General features: G+C 75.7%; 10 protein-coding genes. 7 read left to right on the top strand and 3 right to left on the bottom strand.

Annotation, left to right across the window (positions count from 1 at the left end; all coding sequences use genetic code 11):
* Positions 1-32 precede the first annotated feature (32 nt).
* From ABZ493_RS18395 to ABZ493_RS18415, 5 genes are all read left to right on the top strand, one after another.
* The gene (locus tag ABZ493_RS18395) at positions 33-866 is read left to right on the top strand and encodes a DUF5926 family protein (RefSeq protein ID WP_430583570.1); all 834 of its coding nucleotides are present in this window, start codon (positions 33-35) and stop codon (positions 864-866) included.
* Positions 867-1,233: 367 nt separating this feature from the next.
* Positions 1,234-2,031: a glycosyltransferase family 2 protein gene (locus tag ABZ493_RS18400; RefSeq protein ID WP_430583580.1), complete on the top strand. Its 798-nt coding sequence runs from the start codon at positions 1,234-1,236 to the stop codon at positions 2,029-2,031.
* 127 nt (positions 2,032-2,158) lie between these two features.
* Positions 2,159-3,145, top strand: a complete 987-nt coding sequence (locus ABZ493_RS18405; RefSeq protein ID WP_430583571.1) for an ROK family protein — start codon at positions 2,159-2,161, stop codon at positions 3,143-3,145.
* The gene (locus tag ABZ493_RS18410) at positions 3,142-4,098 is read left to right on the top strand and encodes a polysaccharide deacetylase family protein (protein WP_430583572.1); all 957 of its coding nucleotides are present in this window, start codon (positions 3,142-3,144) and stop codon (positions 4,096-4,098) included. Before ABZ493_RS18405 ends, ABZ493_RS18410 begins: the two co-directional genes overlap by 4 nt.
* The gene (locus tag ABZ493_RS18415; RefSeq protein WP_430583573.1) at positions 4,095-5,462 is read left to right on the top strand and encodes an MFS transporter; all 1,368 of its coding nucleotides are present in this window, start codon (positions 4,095-4,097) and stop codon (positions 5,460-5,462) included. The genes ABZ493_RS18410 and ABZ493_RS18415 overlap by 4 nt, the downstream gene beginning before the upstream one ends.
* Here the strand turns inward: ABZ493_RS18415 and ABZ493_RS18420 are convergent.
* Both ABZ493_RS18420 and ABZ493_RS18425 read right to left on the bottom strand, forming a co-directional pair.
* Entirely contained in the window at positions 5,414-6,676 is a 1,263-nt protein-coding gene (locus tag ABZ493_RS18420) for an MFS transporter (protein WP_430583574.1), read from the bottom strand. The genes ABZ493_RS18415 and ABZ493_RS18420 overlap by 49 nt on opposite strands.
* Positions 6,677-6,724: 48 nt before the next feature.
* The gene (locus ABZ493_RS18425; protein WP_430583575.1) at positions 6,725-7,117 is read right to left on the bottom strand and encodes a MerR family transcriptional regulator; all 393 of its coding nucleotides are present in this window, start codon (positions 7,115-7,117) and stop codon (positions 6,725-6,727) included.
* A 144-nt stretch (positions 7,118-7,261) separates the two neighbouring features.
* Here ABZ493_RS18425 and ABZ493_RS18430 point away from each other — a divergent pair, with 144 nt between their 5' ends.
* Entirely contained in the window at positions 7,262-8,833 is a 1,572-nt protein-coding gene (locus ABZ493_RS18430) for a SulP family inorganic anion transporter (protein ID WP_430583576.1), read from the top strand.
* A gap of 50 nt (positions 8,834-8,883) precedes the next feature.
* Positions 8,884-9,921 (top strand): prolipoprotein diacylglyceryl transferase, encoded by a 1,038-nt coding sequence (gene lgt, locus ABZ493_RS18435; protein WP_430583577.1) that lies wholly within the window; start codon positions 8,884-8,886, stop codon positions 9,919-9,921.
* 4,642 nt (positions 9,922-14,563) lie between these two features.
* Here lgt and ABZ493_RS18440 read toward each other — a convergent pair.
* Positions 14,564-15,679: a diacylglycerol kinase family protein gene (locus tag ABZ493_RS18440; protein ID WP_430583578.1), complete on the bottom strand. Its 1,116-nt coding sequence runs from the start codon at positions 15,677-15,679 to the stop codon at positions 14,564-14,566.
* Between the last annotated feature and the right edge of the window lie 282 nt (positions 15,680-15,961).

A 15,961-nucleotide genomic window follows, 5' to 3' on the forward strand; every position in this document is an offset into this window, starting at 1 on the left:
GGAGGGTGCGCCGGGCCGATAGGATCGCGGGCATGGCCAAGAGCTCTGCGACCGCCCCTGTCCTGCGTCCGTTCGAGGGGCTTCCCGGGGAGGCGGACTGGGTCGCGCTGCGCGAGGTGGTGCCGTCCGCCACGGCGACGGCGCGCACGACGGCGGACCACGGCGGCCGCGACGTCACCGTCACGACCGTCCTGCCGGGCGGCTGGTGCGCGCTGCACCGCGAGGACGGCACGGTGCTGCTCGCGCTGCAGGGCCTGGGCACCTCCGACGACCTCAGCCGCGACCTGGCCGCCGCGCTCCTCGCGGCGCTCGCGGCGGAGCCCGGCTCGGGCGTGCTGCCCGAGGAGCTGTCGGCCCCTGCGGACGACGACCCCCGCCTCCAGGACGTCCTCGACCTCGACGTCCCGTTCGAGGTGACCGTGCACGACGGCTACGACTACTGGGTCGACGCCGGGACGCAGATGACGGACGAGATCCGCGAGTCCCTGGACGAGGCGGCGGAGTCCTCCATCCCCACCGTGAAGCTGGCAGCGGTCCCCGCGGCGTACTGGTGCCGCATGTCGCGCGAGTTCCTGCGCTGGGCGCGCACGGAGGACGAGGACGCCGTCGTCGACGCGATCGCGCGGCTGCACGCGCGCCGCGAGTCCGGCCTGGCGGGCGGCAAGTTCCTCGGGATGTTCCGCGCCTGCGGGCTCGTCGTGCCGGTGTGGGAGCTGCCGCGCGGCACCGAGGCGGCGGAGCTGGAGGAGCCCGTGGCCGAGCTCGCGGGCAAGCTCGAGGAGGCGCTCGCGGTCACCGAGCCGCTCGACGCGAACGAGCGACGCGCCCGGGCCGGTATCGTCTCCCGACAGGTGACGCTGCGCTGATGCGGCGCCGCCCGGCGGCCCCGGCCGCCGGCGGTCCCCGCGAGGTCGCGGGCTCCGCACGATCTTCACGGACCGTCCCGCTCGACACCGTTTCTTGACCCGAGGTCGGGCGTTCCGGGGGAGTAGAGTTTCTCAGGAAAAGATTGCTCTTCTGATCTCCGGTGATTCCCCCAAGGGGGCACCGCACAGCACGCCGGCCGACCGCCGGCCGACACGAGCGAGAGAACCCAACAGGCAGGGAGTCGTGAACACGGACCACGGGGCGACCCGCACGGGCGCTGAGGTGTCCACCAGCCAGGACGAGGCCGGCGAGCGGAACACCGTCGCCGGCGGTGACGGCGGCGTCACGACGACGCGCGTGGGGGCGCTGCCGGTCGCCAAGACCCCGCGGCCACCGGTCGCCCAGGGGCGCCGCAACCCGCAGCGCGTCGCGGTGATCATCCCCGCGAAGGACGAGGCCGCGCGGATCGCGGCGACGGTGCGCTCGGCGCGCGCGATCCCGCACGTCGACCTCGTGCTCGTGGTCGACGACGGCTCGACGGACGACACGCAGCACGTCGCCCGCGACGCCGGGGCCGTCGTCGTCCGGCACTCGCACAACCGCGGCAAGGCGGCCGCGATGGAGACCGGCGCGGCCGTCGTCGCGATGCGCGACGCCGACGGCCGCGCCCCGCGGCTCCTCCTGTTCGTCGACGGCGACCTCGGCGACACGGCCGTCAACACGGCCCCTCTCGTCGCCCCCGTGCGCGAGGGCGTGGCCGACGTCGCCATCGCGCTGCTGCCGAAGCAGACCGGGGCCGGCGGCCGCGGCATCGTCGTCGGCACGGCGCGCCGCGCCATCCAGCACCTCACCGGGTGGAGCCCCAGCCAACCGTTGTCCGGCATGCGCTGCCTCACCCGTGAGGCGTTCGAGGCCGCCACGCCGCTGGCGCACGGCTGGGGTGTCGAGACCGGCATGACGATCGACCTGCTCCGCCAGGGGTACGTGGCCGTCGAGGTGCCGTGCGACCTCAAGCACCGCGCGTCGTCGAACGACCTCCGGGGCCAGCTGCACCGGGCCGGGCAGTACCGGGACGTCGTGCTCGCGGTGAACGCGCGTCGCGTGCGGGGGGCGGTGGACGCGGTCCGCGGCATCGGACGCTCCCACGAGAGCGCCCAGTCCTGATCCCTGCACCCGGGGCGGATCTGGCGCCTGAGCAGCGCCGACACCTCGCGTCGACAACGTCGGCGGGGCGTGGCTAGGCTCGCAGCGCCGGGACGATCGCGTCCCGCGACGCTCCGACGGAGGCCAGATGCCCACCACCCCTGACACCGGAACTCCCGGCCCGCTGCGCGGGTCCGACGTCCTGGAGGTGGACCCGGACTCGGCCTTCGGCCTCGGCGTGGACGTCGCCCGCGACCGGGTGCGCGTCGCCCTCGTGGACGCGACCGGCGCCGTCCGGGCGCGGGCCGAGCGGCGTGACGTCCAGCGCACCCCCGTGGCGCGGGCGCGGGCGGCGGCGGTGCTGGCGAACTCGTGCCGCGAGGACGTCGAGGCGCGGCTCGAGCCGGGCCGCGGGGTCGAGGTGAGCCGCGCGGTCGTGGCGTTCCCCGCGGTGGTGGGCGCCGACCGCACGACGGTGCTGCACGTGCCCGGCTACGAGAAGGGCGGGACGGCGCTGCACGACGCGCTCGTGGATGCCCTCGGCTGCCCCGTCACGCTGGACAACGACGTGAACCTGGCCGCCGTCGCGGAGCAGCACCGGGGGGCCGGGCAGGGCCGGTCCACGTTCGTGACCGTCTCGTTCGGCGAGGGTTTCGGCGCGGGCATCGTGCTCGACGGCCGGGTGCACCGGGGCGCCGCGGGCATCGCGGGCGAGGTGGCCTTCCTGCCGCAGCCGGGGCACGCGCTGGGGGAGCAGGTGCTGGGCGACGCGGCGATCGCGACGCTGGCGAAGGACCACGACCTGCCGGAGGACATCACCGTCCACGAGCTGATCGACCGCGCGGAGCACGGCGACGGCGTCGCTGACGACGTCGTGGCGGAGCTGGCCCGCCGGGTCGCCGTCATCGTCGCGTCGCTGGCGATCGTGCTCGACCCGGAGGCCTTCGTCCTCGCCGACGAGGCCGCGCGCCCCCCGATCCACGAGCGGGTCGCCAGCTACCTGCGCGACCGTGTCGGCGTCCTGCCCGTGCACGTCGACGCATCGCCGCTCGGCGCGGACGGCGCCGTGCTGGGCGCCGCGTGGGTGGCCGGCGAGGCACTGCGCGCCGGGATCGCGGACCGGGCGGCCCGGTGAACGCGGCCGACGCGCCGCCGTCCGACCTCACCGCACGCCTCGGCCTCGCCCCTGACGCCCGCGCGATCATCCTCAACGCGGACGACCTGGGCATGTGCCGCGCCGCCAACCGCGCGATCCTGCCGCTGCTCGCGGCGGGGCACCTCGACTCCTCGACGGTGATGGTGCCGTGCCCGTGGGCGCCGGACGCCCTCGCGTCGGCGGCCGCGGACCCCGGGCTCGACGTCGGCGTGCACCTGGTCCTCACCAGCGAGTGGACCCGCTACCGGTGGCGCCCGCTGACGGGCGTGGGCACGTCGCTGGTGGACGGCGCCGGGTACTTCCCCGCGGCCGTCGACGTCGTCGAACGGCAGGCCCGGGACGAGGACGTCGAGGCCGAGCTCACGGCGCAGCTCGACGGGGCGCTCGCCGCGGGCGTGGACGTCACGCACCTCGACAACCACATGGGCTCGGTCTACGGGCTCGCGACGGGGCGGTCGTTCCTGCCGCAGGTGCTCGGGCTCGCGGCCGCACGCGGCCTGCCGTTCCGGCTGCCGCGCTCGCTGGACGGGCTCGGGGCCATGGGCGCGGACCCGGACGCGCCCGGCTCGCAGGCGATCCTCGACGCCGCCACCGCGGCCGCCGACGCGGCCGGCGTCGTCATCCTCGACCGGCTGTGGACGCACCCGTTCGAGCTGGCGGGGGAGGGCACCCCCGACGCCGAGGGCTACGAGACGGTGAAGGCGGGCTTCCTCGACCTGCTGCGCGACGTGCGGCCGGGGGTCACGGAGATCTTCCTGCACCCGATGCTGCACGACGACGAGCTGCGCGACGCCGTCGACTACGCGGCGCCCAAGCGCGGCCACGAGGAGCGACTGCTGCGCGACCCGGACGTGGCCGCCGTGATCGCGGACGAGGGCCTGGTCCGCGTCGGCTGGCGCGACCTGCGCGCGGTGCAGCGGGGCGAGCGGTGAGCGACACCGCGGCCGGGACGGGCGTGCTCGCCCGGCTGCGCGACCGGCGGCTCGAGGGGGCGCCCACCCGGGCGCAGGCCGTGGCGTACGGCGCGTCGGCGTTCCCGGCGAACCTCATGCTGCAGACGTTCTCCGCGTTCGTCGTCTTCTTCTACGTGGACCACCTCGGCGTGCCCGCGGGCTGGGTCGCGGGCGCGATGGTGGCGCACGGCGTCCTCAACGCGGTGCTCAACCCGGTGGTGGGCGCGGCCTCCGACCGGCGCCGCACGCGCTGGGGCCGGCGGGTGCCGTGGATCGTGCTGGGGATCGTGCCGCTCGTCGTGTCGTTCGCGCTCGTGTGGGCGCCGCCCGCCCTGCCGGCGGCGGGGCTCGTCGTGTGGTTCCTGCTCGTCGTGGCGGTGTTCGACGTCGCGTACGTGGCGGTCGTGCTCAACGTGTCCGCGCTGTTCCCGGAGATCTTCCGCACGACGGCGGAGCGGGCGCGCGGCAACGCGCCCCGGCAGCTCTTCGCGCTGGTCGGGATGATCCTCGGCACCGCGGGTGCGCCGCTGCTGTACGACGCGATCGGCTGGGCGGGGATGGGTGTCGCGCTCGCCGTCGTGTGCGCCGCGTTCTTCGCCTGGTCGCTGCTGGGCATGGTGGAGCGCGACGCGGACGACGCCGTGCGGGCCCGGGAGTCCGCCGTCGGGCTCCGCGACCAGCTGCGCTACACCTTCGCCAACCGCGCGTTCGTCACGTACGTGCTGGGCTCGCTGCTGCTGCAGAGCACGACGTCGGTGCTGCTCGCGGGCATCCCGTTCTACGTGAAGTACACCGTGGGCGGCACCGACGCCGACGCGACGCTGCTGCTGGCGCCGATCTTCGTGGCCGCGATCCCGGCGATCTGGGGCTGGTCGTGGGTGGTGCGCCGGCTCGGGCCGCGCACCACGATGCTCGCCGTCGTCGCCGTCTACGGGCTCGCGACCTGCCTGTACCTGCTGCCCACGACCGTGCTCGGCGCCGCCGTGGCCGGGCTCGCCGTCGGTCTCGGCGTCGCGGGCCTCCTGCAGGTGCTGGAGGTGGCCCTCGGCCAGGTGATCGACGACGACGAGCGCCGCACCGGCCTGCGCCGCGAGGGCATGTACTTCGGCGCCAACGGCTTCGTGGTCCGCGGGTCGGTGGTCGTTCAGGCGGTGGTCGTGGCCGGCGTGCTCGCGGCGAGCGGGTACGTCGAGGGGGCGGCCACGCAGGTGCCGCAGGTGGCCACCGGCATCCGCCTGCTCATCGGCGGCGTGCCGGTGGTCCTCGCGGCCCTGGCCTTTGTCTGCTTCTGGCTCTATCCCCTGCGCTCCGCGGCGCCGACCGCTCCCGCCGTCGCGCCCTGATCCGGCTCGTCGCCCCGCCGGGCGACGAGCCGGTTGAGCCGCTCGGACATGAGCAGGCCGAGCGCCACGAGCACGGCGAGGAACAGGGGGAACACCCAGGCACCCACCCAGGCCGAGAGCACGCCGAAGGCGGGCGGCGCGAGCGTCGAGCCGGTGTACGCCGCGGCCATCTGGATGCCGATGATCGCCTGGGAGCTGCGGGCGCCGAAGTTGGCCGGCGTGGAGTGGATGATCGCCGGGTAGATCGGCGCGCACCCCAGGCCCGCGATCACGAGCCCGACCAGGGCGGGGACGGGGGTGCCCACCGGGAGGGCGATCAGCACGACGGCGAGGGCCACCACCGCGAAGCCGCCGCGGATCAGCCGCTTGTCGCCGACGCGGTCCGCGAAGAAGCCGGCGAGGAACCGCCCGGCGGTGATGCCGAGCAGGAACAGGGAGGCGAAGGCGGCCGCGGTGGCGGAGTCGACCCCGCGGTCGGTGACCAGGTACGTCGAGGCCCACAGGATCGCGGTGCTCTCGAGGGCGCAGTACGCGAAGAAGGCGGCCAGGATCAGCAGGACGCCGGGGATCCGCAGCGCCGTCGCGAGCGGGACGTGGGAGCGGCCGCCGCCCGGCGGCTCGGCGGCGTCGGTGTGCTCGGCGGGGTGCTCGGCCTCGGGGGCCGGGCGGACCTTCCCCCACAGCGGGATGCTGGCGATCAGCACGACCGTGAGCACGGCCTGCGCGACGCCGACGATGCGGTAGGCGCTCGACCAGCCGAGCCCCGACGTGAGGGCGTAGCTCATGATGAACGGGCTGATGGAGGCGCCCAGCCCCCAGAAGGAGTGCAGCCAGTTCATGTGCCGTGCCGCGAAGTGCAGGGCCACGTAGTTGTTGAGCGCCGCGTCGACCGCGCCGGCACCCAGCCCGTAGGGGATCGCCCACAGGCAGAGCAGCCAGAACGAGCCGGAGACGGAGAAGCCCACGAGGGCGGCGGCCGTCAGCCCGACGCTCACGGCGGTGACGACGCCGGCGCCGAACCGCTTCGTCACCCGCTCGGACGCCAGGCTGGAGAGGATCGTGCCGCCGGCGATGATCATGGTGATGATGCCGGCGAAGGAGACGGGGACGCCCAGGTCGGCGTGCATGACGGGCCAGCCGGCCCCGACGAGGGAGTCCGGGAGCCCGAGGCTGACGAAGGCGAGGTAGATGATCGCCAGGAGGAGCGAGTACACGGCGGGGTGGTGGGCCTTTCCGGGGGTGCGGGTGGCGAGACGACGGGGTCAGCGGGTGCGCAGCAGCGCGATGAACTCGTCCGCCATGGCGAGCTTGCGCGCGAGGCCGGCGCGGCGTTCCTCGGCGGCGGCGCGGTAGCCGTCGAGGCGGGACCGGGCGTCGCCGGCCCCCGCCTCGTCGAGCGTCCCCGCCTCGAGCGCGTCGGTGATCTCCAGCAGCTCCGCCATCTCCTCGAGCGTGAAGCCCAGCGGCTTCATGCGGCGCACGAGCAGGAGCCGCTCGACGTCGTCCTCGGTGTACAGGCGGAACCCGCCCTCGCTGCGCGCCGACGGCCGCACCAGTCCCACCTCGTCGTAGTGCCGCAGCGTGCGCAGCGACAGCTCGGTGCGGGTCGCGACGGCGCCGATGTGGAGGGTCGCGTCGGGGGAGGGCTCGGCCATGGTGACCAGTCTGACCGATGCCGCCGGGTGCCCGGGGTGGCGGCGGCGATGGAACCCTACCCTCACGTGAGGGTAGAGTTCGCGGCGGCCGTCGGTGTCCGCCCTCGTGTCCATCCGCCCCCCGGTACCGAACGGAGCCTCAGCGTGTCCGACGACCTGCGCGCCTCCCTGCCCGACCCCGCCCCCCGGCCCCTGCCCGTCACCGGCTCCCCGGACGCTGCGTCGTCGGGGTCGTTCCGCGCCGCGTTCTCGTCCGGGACCCGCCTGCGCACCGAGGTCCTCGCCGGCCTCGTCGTCGCCCTGGCGCTCATCCCCGAGGCGATCGCGTTCTCGATCATCGCGGGCGTGGACCCGCGCATCGGCCTGTTCGCGGCGTTCACGATGGCGGTGACGATCTCGTTCGTCGGCGGCCGGCCGGCGATGATCTCCGCCGCCACGGGCGCCGTCGCCCTGGTGATCGCGCCCGTGATGCGCGACCACGGCCTCGACCACCTCGTCGCCACCGTGATCCTCGGCGGCGTCATCCAGGTGGTGCTCGGCCTGCTCGGCGTCGCCAAGCTCATGCGGTTCGTCCCGCGGTCGGTGATGACGGGCTTCGTCAACGCTCTCGCGATCCTCATCTTCACCTCCCAGCTGCCCCACCTGTTCGGCGACAAGATCACGCCCGACAACCGGTGGTGGGTCTACACGCTGGTGGCCGCCGGGCTCGCGATCATCGTGCTGCTGCCGCGGTGGACCAAGGTCGTCCCCGCCCCGCTGGTCGCGATCGTGCTGATCACGGGTGCGGTGCTGCTCGGCGGGCTCGACGTCCCGACCGTCGGCGACGAGGGCGAGCTGCCGCAGTCGCTGCCCACCCTGTTCTTCCCCGACGTGCCGCTGACCCTCGAGACCCTCCGGACCATCGCCCCGTACGCGCTGGCGATGGCGCTGGTCGGCATCCTCGAGTCGCTCATGACCGCCAAGCTGGTCGACGACATCACGGACACCCACTCGAACAAGACGCGCGAGTCGTGGGGCCAGGGCGTGGCGAACATCGTCACGGGGTTCTTCGGCGGCATGGGCGGGTGCGCCATGATCGGCCAGACGATGATCAACGTGAAGGCGTCGGGCGCCCGCACCCGGCTGTCGACGTTCCTCGCCGGCACGTTCCTGCTGGCGCTCGTCGTGGGTCTGGGGGACGTCGTCGCGACCATCCCGATGGCGGCCCTCGTGGCCGTGATGATCATGGTGTCCGTCGGCACCTTCGACTGGCACTCGGCACGACCGTCCACGCTGCGGCGGATGCCGAAGTCCGAGACCGCCGTCATGCTCGCGACCGTCGCCGTGACCGTGGCCACCCACAACCTCGCCTACGGCGTGATCGTGGGCGTCGTCGTCGCTGCGGTCCTGTTCCTGCGGCGGGTCGCGCACCTGACGACGGTCACCCGCCTCGACGCGTCGGACGAGGACGACGAGCGGGTGTACGCCGTCGACGGCGAGCTGTTCTTCGCCTCGTCGAACGACCTCGTCTACCAGTTCGACTACGCGGGCGACCCGCGCCGGGTCGTCGTGGACATGTCGCGCACGCACGTGTGGGACGCGTCCACGGTCGCGGCGCTGGACGCCGTGCAGCACAAGTACGCGCAGCACGGCAAGACCGTGGAGTTCCGCGGCCTCGACGCCGACAGCGCCGAGCGGCTCGCCCGGCTCGCGGGCACGCTCGGGGCCGGCCACTGACGCGGACGGCAGGGCGGCCACCCCTCGGGGCCGCACGGTAGGTTCGGGGCATGCCCGTCATGCCCGCAGCCGGAGGCCTCTCCGCGTCGATCCCCAGCCCCGACCCCGCGTGGGCGGTGTTCGAGCTGGGACCGTTCTCGCTCCACGTCTACGCGCTGTGCCTGCTGGCCGGGATCGTGCTGGCCACGTGGATCACCCACCGGCGCCTCGTCGCGCGCGGCGCGGAGCCGGAGGCGACCCTCGACATCGTGATGTGGGCGGTGCCGCTGGGCATCGTCGTCGCGCGGATCTACCACGTGCTCACCCACCTGGGCGACTACTCGGACGGCACCGGGACGTGGGGTTACTGGGAGTGGGTGCGGATCTGGGACGGCGGCATCGCCATCTACGGCGCCCTCATCGGTGGCGCGCTGGGCGTGTGGATCGGCTGCCGGCGCGCGGGGCTGCGGTTCTGGTCCTTCGCGGACGCGCTCGCGCCCGGCATGCTCGCGGCCCAGGCGGTGGGCCGGCTCGGCAACTACATGAACCAGGAGCTGTACGGGGCGCCCACCACCCTGCCCTGGGGCCTCGAGATCGACGGGGCCGTGGCCGGCTACCCGGACGCCACCCTGTTCCACCCGCTGTTCCTGTACGAGATGCTCTGGAACCTCCTGGGCGTCGCCGTCCTGCTCCTCGTCGAGCGCGCGGTGCGGCAGCGCGCCGAGGTCCGCGCCGACGCCGTCGGCGAGCCCGGCTACGGGCTGCGCTGGGGCCGCCTGTTCGCCCTGTACCTGGTCTGGTACGGGCTGGGACGCAGCTGGCTCGAGGCGCTCCGCATCGACCCGACGAGCAACGAGTGGCTGGGCATCCCGGCCAACATCTGGACGTCCTTCGTCGCCGTCGCGCTGGGCGTGGCGCTCTTCGTCGTCCGGGGGCGGCAGCACCCCGAGCCCGAGACCTCCGTCTACCTGCCGGGGCGGTCCGCGCCGTCCGCCGACGAGGGCGTCGACGAGGCGGCCGGGGCGGACGAGGCCGATGCCGACGCCGCCACCTCCGCCCGCTCCGACACCTCCGACGACGCGAGCGGCCGCTCCGGCGACGCCGGCTGACCCGGCTCGTCGGGCGCGGCCGGCCACGACCGCACGACGATCAGCCCGACCAACGGCACGGCGGCCGCGAGCATGATCGACACCATGCGGATGCCGTAGTCGTTGACGACCGCGCCGCCCACGCCCGCGAGGATCAGGCTGACGAGCACGGGGCGCAGCAGAGGCCAGTCGGCCTCGGAGCGCTGCAGCCACCGGGCCCGCAGGCGCGGTCCGCCCCACAGCACGGCGACGAGGCCGACCAGGACGGCGAGGGCGAGCCAGGCGGGCACGCCGCCGTTCAGGGACCGCAGGGCGTAGCCGGCCTTGCGCGCGATGGTCTCGAGCGCGGTCCCGTCGACCACGGACTGCACGAACGCGCCGAGGTGCGTGCGCTGGGCCGGGGGGCGCAGCCAGTCGACGACGCCGATCGCGGCGACGAGCGCCACGCCCGCCAGGCCCGCGAGGAGCAGGCGCTGCCAGGTGACGCGGGCCTCGAGGACGCCGAGCACGAGGACGACGAACACGGGCAGCAGCACGAGGCCGCCGCCGACGTCGGCGCCGAGGGTGGGCCACACGCTCACGACCAGCGTGACCAGGCCGACGGCCGAGGCGACCGCCGCGGCGGGGATCGTCCCCCAGCGGCGCCGGACCGCGGTGGCGAGCCCGGCGGCGGCGATCAGGGCCGCCGTCGCGTAGATCGAGTAGGTGGGGTTGCCGAAGCCGTAGTAGCGCCCGCCCAGCGTCGGGGCCGAGCCCAGCGGGCTGCCGCGGTGCAGGGGGGTGCCGAGCAGCGCGTCGACGGTGAGGAGCAGGAAGGTGAGCGTCGCGATCACGGTCGCGCCGGCCCACGCCGGGCGGCGGGGCGCGAGCGCTCCGACGAGCGCGACCACGACGGTGCTCAGCCCGAGCGTCACCCACAGCGCCGTGACGGGTGCGGAGAGGCGCCACCAGCCCCACGCCGTCATGAGGAACGCCGCGGCGGGGACGGCGGCACAGACCAGCAGGACGGCGTCGAGGACGCGCGCCAGCCGGCCCGCGGCCCGGGGTGCGGTGCGACGCAGCCGCGGCAGCAGCAGCACGACCAGGGCGAACGCCGCGAGCCCCACGTACGCGGGGGCCGTGGTGACGGTGCCGGTCGTGACGCGGAGCATGTGGTCGCGCTCGGTGAGGCCGGCGAGCTCGCGCACGGTGGCCCCGGTACCGCCGGGACGCTCGGCCGCGAGCTCGATGGGCGAGCCGCTGAGGTCGGCGGGCACGGGCAGGCCGAACGCGGTGACGAGGGTGGTCGGCACGTCGAGCAGCCGCACGACGCCGAGCCAGTGCGTGGCGCCGGACGTCAGGTAGGCGGGCGCGTCGTCCGCGTCGGCGTCGGCCACGCCGACGCCGAGGGCGGGGCGGCCGGGCGCGGGGTTGCCGACGTCCATGACGAGCACGGTCGCGTCCGCGGGCACCGCCGCGAGCACCCGCCCGACGGTCGCGTCGACGGCGCGGAGGGCGGCGTCGCGCTCCGTGCCCTCGCCGGTCGCGTCGTCGGGCAGCGGCACCAGGCCGGTGTAGCCCTCCGGGTCCGGGTGGTACGGGGCGCTGCCGGCGTCGACCAGGGTGACGGGGCAGGAGAAGGCGTCGGCGGGGTCGGCGAGCGCCGTCTCGAGGTCGCGGTAGCGGGGCACGGTGCCGTCGCGGCCGGCGAGCGCGAGGGCGGCGCCCGGTGCGACGGCGGTGGTGCACACGCCGCCGTCGTCGAGCGCGTCGCCGAGCACGCCCAGGGTGGGGCGGAACTCCGAGGACGACTGCAGCGCGGCGAGGTCGTCCCACCCGTCGACGGTCGCGCCCTCGCTCCCGGACGACGGGGCGACCTCCCAGGGGGCGCACGACCACGCGCCGTCGGTGGTCTCGCCGGTCACGGGGCTGCGCCCGGAGGACAGGCCGAGCCACCCGGCGGCCGGGCAGGTGGCCGAGGCGCCGCCGACGGCGGGGGTGACGCCGGCGCCGCTGGCGCCGTCGCGCAGCACGCCCCACAGGGTGGGCGTGGCCGAGGGGCTGACGTCCTCCCAGCGCACGCCCTGCGTCCCGACGACGACGACGGGGTGGGCGTCGTCGACCACGGGGGTGCCCGAGGTCGAGACGTCGCCGGCCCGCGCGGACGCCGAGCCGGGCATCGCCGTCGTGCCGACGAGCAGCGCGACGAGCAGCGCCGCCGACGCGCCGACGAGCACGGCCGGCACGCGGCTGAGCATCGGTCCCGCGGCGCGCGCGGCGTCGTCCCGGGCGGGCGGGTCGGCCGCGTCGGCGTGGGCGAGCCGCCCGGCGAGCAGCACGGGCAGCGCGAGGGCGAGCACGATCACGGCCACCGCGACGCCGGAGTCGTTGAGCAGCGTGCCGACGCCGGCCGTGACGACGAGCGCGACGACGAGCCGCCACAGCACGGGGTCCTGCCGGTAGGCGCGGTCGAGGCCGTCGAGACGTGCACGGCTGGGGGAGAGCACCGCCCAGGCGGCGGCGACGCACACGAGCAGGGCGGCGGCGCCGGCGGGGTTGGCGACCGTCGCCCACGCGCCGGCGGCCTTGCCGGCCACGACGCCGAGCGCCTTGCCTTCGACGACGGACTCGACGAAGCCGCCGAGGTGGCTGCCCGGGCCGGGCAGCAGCCAGTCCACGACGGACACGACCGCCACGGCGAGCACGGTCCCGGCGGCCACGAGCAGCACGCGGCGCCACGTGATGCGCACCCCGGCCACGCCCAGCGCCAGCACGGCGAACCCCGGGATCAGGGCCAGGATGCCGCCGAAGTCCGCGCCGAACGGCGGCAGCCCGTCGACCAGCACGGTCACCAGGCCCACCGTGGCCGCGGTCCAGCCCGCCCGCGCCGGGCTGCCGCCGCGGGCGCGCACGGCCGCCGCGAGCCCCGCGGCGAGGACGAGGCCGACCACGGCGTAGACCGCGAAGACGGTGTTGGAGAAGCCGTAGAAGCGGGCGCCGAGGGAGGGCGCCGGGCCCAGCAGCGAGCCCTGCTGCAACGTCGTGCCGGTCAGGCCGTCCACGGTGACGACCAGCCAGGTCACGCCCGCGAGGCTCGTCGCCAGGCGCCACGGCGACGGGGGCAGCAGGCGGCGCGCGAACCACGCGACCAGGGCGGCGACCAGGGCCGCGACGGTGAGCGACAGCACCAGCGTCGTGACGGGCGACGGCGCCGCCCACCAGCGCGACAGGGTCGCCAGGGACGCCGCGACCGGCAGGCTGGAGGCGACCACGAGGACGGCGAGGCCCACGCGGCGGGCGTGGCGCGAGCCGGGGGAGGGCTCCGACCCGCGGCGGCGGGCCAGCAGCAGCGCGCCCACCACGAGGACGTCGGCCAGGCCGACGAGCCCCAGCACCAGCGGGGACAGCCGGGGCACGGTGTCCGTGAGCACGCTGAGGTACTGCCGGTTCTCCACCGTGCGGGACACGGAGATGCGGCGGTCGTCCCCGCGCTCCAGCGGGGAGCCGGTGAACGGGGCGAGGGCCGTGGCGAGCGTGTCGTCGCCCTCGCCGGCATCGGCGGTGTCGGCCCCCTGGTCGGTGCCGTCACCGCCCGGCGGGGTGTCGTCGTCGGCCTGTGCCTCCTCGGGCGCCGTCCCGGACAGCGCGCCCCCGGTGAGGGTGTCGGCGAGGGTCGCGGACAGGTCGGCCAGCACCACCACGCCGGCCCACCGGGACGAGGTCGAGCTGAGCCATGTGGCGCCGCCGCCGGGCGACGTCCAGTCCACGACGACCTGGAGGTCGGCGGGCCCGAGCGGCGTGTCGGAGATCCCGGCCACCACGAGCCGCCCGCCGGCGGGCAGCAGGTCCGCGAGCCGGCCCACCTGGTCGTCGAGCTCCTCGACGGCGGCCGTGCGCTCGCTGGCGGCGTCGGGCAGCACGCCCAGGTCGACGACGGTGGCCGGGCACTCCGCCACCTGCGCGGCCGTGAGCCGTCCCGCGTCGGGGAGGTAGCGCGGCACGTCGCCCGTGGCGTCGGCGAGCGCGACGGCCGCGCCCGGGCCGACGGCGGTCGCGCAGGCCTCCGCGACGTCGGCGACGTGGCCGAGCGCCCCCGGCTCGGCCGCGTTCGGCGTGAGGGGGTCGGTCGCGGCGAGCTCGGTCCAGCCCGGCACGTGGGTGCGCTCCGTGCTGTCCCCGGCGCCGTCGGCCGCACCGGCCGAGGCCGTGGGCGGCACGGGCACGGTGGGGCAGCCGAGCGCCGGCGCGCCGTCGACCGGGGGCTCGTCGGCGTCCTCCTCGAGCTCCTCCGCGCCGTCGGTGACGGCGGGCTGCGCGACGGCCTTGCTCCCCGCGGACAGCGTGAGCCACCCCTCGACGGGGCAGGTGGGCGTGAGCGTGCGGACCGCGATCGACGCGACCGACCCGCCCCCGATGAGGCGCCACAGGTGCGGGGTGCGCGCGGCGTCGACGTCCGACCACTGCAGGCCCGACACGCCCGCGAGGACCAGCGGCGTCTCGGGCGGCTCCGCGTCCGCCGGCACAGGGGCCGCCGACGCCGCCGGGGCCCCGAGGAGCAGGGCGACGAGGGCGGCGACGAGCGCGAGGGCACGGGCGCGGGCGGGGCGGATCACGCGGGCCAGCCTATGCACCGCCCTGTCACGGGTGCCGCGAGGCCGCCGCGGGACGCCGGACGTTCACGCGATCATCCCGTCCGGACCACGAGGGCACCGGGCTCGACCCAGGTCTCCAGCTCGACGGCGTTGCCGAGCGGGTCGCCGTCGACCTGCGCCTGCTCGCCGTCGTCGACACGGATCGTCGCGCGGCGCGCGCGGGTGTGGTCGATGCGGCCGATCTTGCCGGGCAGGTCGTTGCGCACCCCCAGGCCCTGCGCCACGACCTCCCCGAAGAGCTGGGCCCACCCGGCGAGGCCGCCGCGGGTGTCGATGGCGGCCACGTCGAGCTCGCCGTCGTCGATGACGGCGTCGGGCAGCAGCGTGATCCCGCCCGGCAGCCTGCCGCAGTTGCCGACCATGATGCTGCGCAGCCGCGCCTCGACGGGCTCGCCGTCGTCGAGGCGGATGGTCGCGCGCATGCGCCGGCCGTGCAGGTGCCGCGCGCCGGCGAGGAAGTACGCCACCCAGCCGACCTTCGCCTTGAGCTGGTCGTCCGCGTCGGCCACCATCGCCGCGTCGAAGCCGAGGCCCGCGATGACGAGGAAGAGGTGCGCCTGGTGGGGGTCGCCGCCGACGGTCGGCTCGGCGTCGTCGGCGAACTCGGTGACGCGGGCGCGACCGACGTCGATCGCACGGTCCGTGCCGCCCAGCACGACGGCGACCGCGTCCGTCACGGACGTCAGCGGCAGGTCGAGGTTGCGGGCGAGCAGGTTGCCCGTCCCGACGGGGATGAGCCCCATCGGCCGGCCGGTCCCGGCCAGGACCTCCGCCACGGCGCGCACGGTGCCGTCCCCGCCCGCCGCGACCACGACGTCCGCGCCGTCGGCCAGCGCGCGCCGGGCCTGGCCGGTGCCGGGGTCGTCCACGGTGGTCTCGTAGAAGAGCGGGTCGGGCAGGGCTGCGTCGGCGCACACGCGCTCGACGACGGCCCGCACGTCCGCCGCACCCTCCTTGGAGGGGTTGATGACGACGGCGAGCCGCATCCCGCGTGCCTCGCCCTCCTGCGCGCGCTCGGCGTCCCGCGCGGCGAGCACGTGCTCCCGCGTGCGGGCTCGCCGCCACAGCACCAGCGTCGCGGCGAGCGCGCTGAGCACGAGCACCAGCGCGACGACCAGCGCGACGATCCCCGCATACTCGTCCGGCATGACGGCAACCTACGACGGATCGGGCGGACGGACCCGGCGAAGTCGCCCATCTCACGCCGAGGTAGTCCCAGATTCCGCGAGGTAGTTCCAGATTCCGCGGGGTAGTGCGAGGGGCGGCGAGGTAGTTCAGGACGGCGCGAGGTAGTGCGAGGGGCGGCGAGGTAGTTCAGGACGGCGCGAGGTAGTGCGGCGGTCTCAACCGGTCATCGCAACATCCTGATCTGGAGGGTGTGCGTGATGGTTCGTGGTGGGGTGCGGGTGCCGAGGGCGTGGCGGCGGGTG

This window comes from Isoptericola sp. NPDC019482, assembly GCF_040632295.1.
Taxonomy (GTDB): Bacteria; Actinomycetota; Actinomycetes; order Actinomycetales; family Cellulomonadaceae; genus Isoptericola.

Bases quoted from the DNA above. Each gene is read 5' to 3' on its own strand.
- ABZ493_RS18395 (WP_430583570.1), top strand. From the start codon at position 33: ATGGCCAAGAGCTCTGCGACCGCCCCTGTCCTGCGTCCGTTCGAGGGG.
- ABZ493_RS18405 (WP_430583571.1), top strand. From the start codon at position 2,159: ATGCCCACCACCCCTGACACCGGAACTCCCGGCCCGCTGCGCGGGTCC.
- ABZ493_RS18425 (WP_430583575.1), bottom strand. From the start codon at position 7,117: ATGGCCGAGCCCTCCCCCGACGCGACCCTCCACATCGGCGCCGTCGCG.
- lgt (WP_430583577.1), top strand. From the start codon at position 8,884: ATGCCCGTCATGCCCGCAGCCGGAGGCCTCTCCGCGTCGATCCCCAGC.
- ABZ493_RS18440 (WP_430583578.1), bottom strand. From the start codon at position 15,679: ATGCCGGACGAGTATGCGGGGATCGTCGCGCTGGTCGTCGCGCTGGTG.